1 protein-coding gene is annotated in these 257 nt (G+C 35.4%); it reads right to left on the reverse strand.

What is annotated here, in order from left to right:
* Nucleotides 1–257 (reverse strand): hypothetical protein (locus ACCD07_RS32345; protein ID WP_413449698.1); only part of this gene is annotated, 257 nt, incomplete at both ends.

Here is a 257-nt window from a genome sequence, read left to right on the forward strand (position 1 = left end):
GATTTTGCAAGAGGGAAGTATAACCACGGATGTTTTTTACAGTTAATCCCCGAATCCAGTATCCGTGTTTTATATTTATCGAACTCTTTCAACCCATCAATTGTATCTTCTGTTACATTAAAATGGCAGCCATTAATTTCCGCAACAGTCTTGTAATCCTTGAAAAATGGCTTCGGTTGATTATTATTCCATAGCCAATATGCAGAATATGCGCCTATGACAAATGCGCTCAACATAATTAGATGACTTTTTATATG

This window comes from Duganella sp. Dugasp56, from assembly GCF_047304105.1.
In the GTDB taxonomy this organism is placed as follows: Bacteria; Pseudomonadota; Gammaproteobacteria; order Burkholderiales; family Burkholderiaceae_D; genus Rugamonas; species Rugamonas hordei.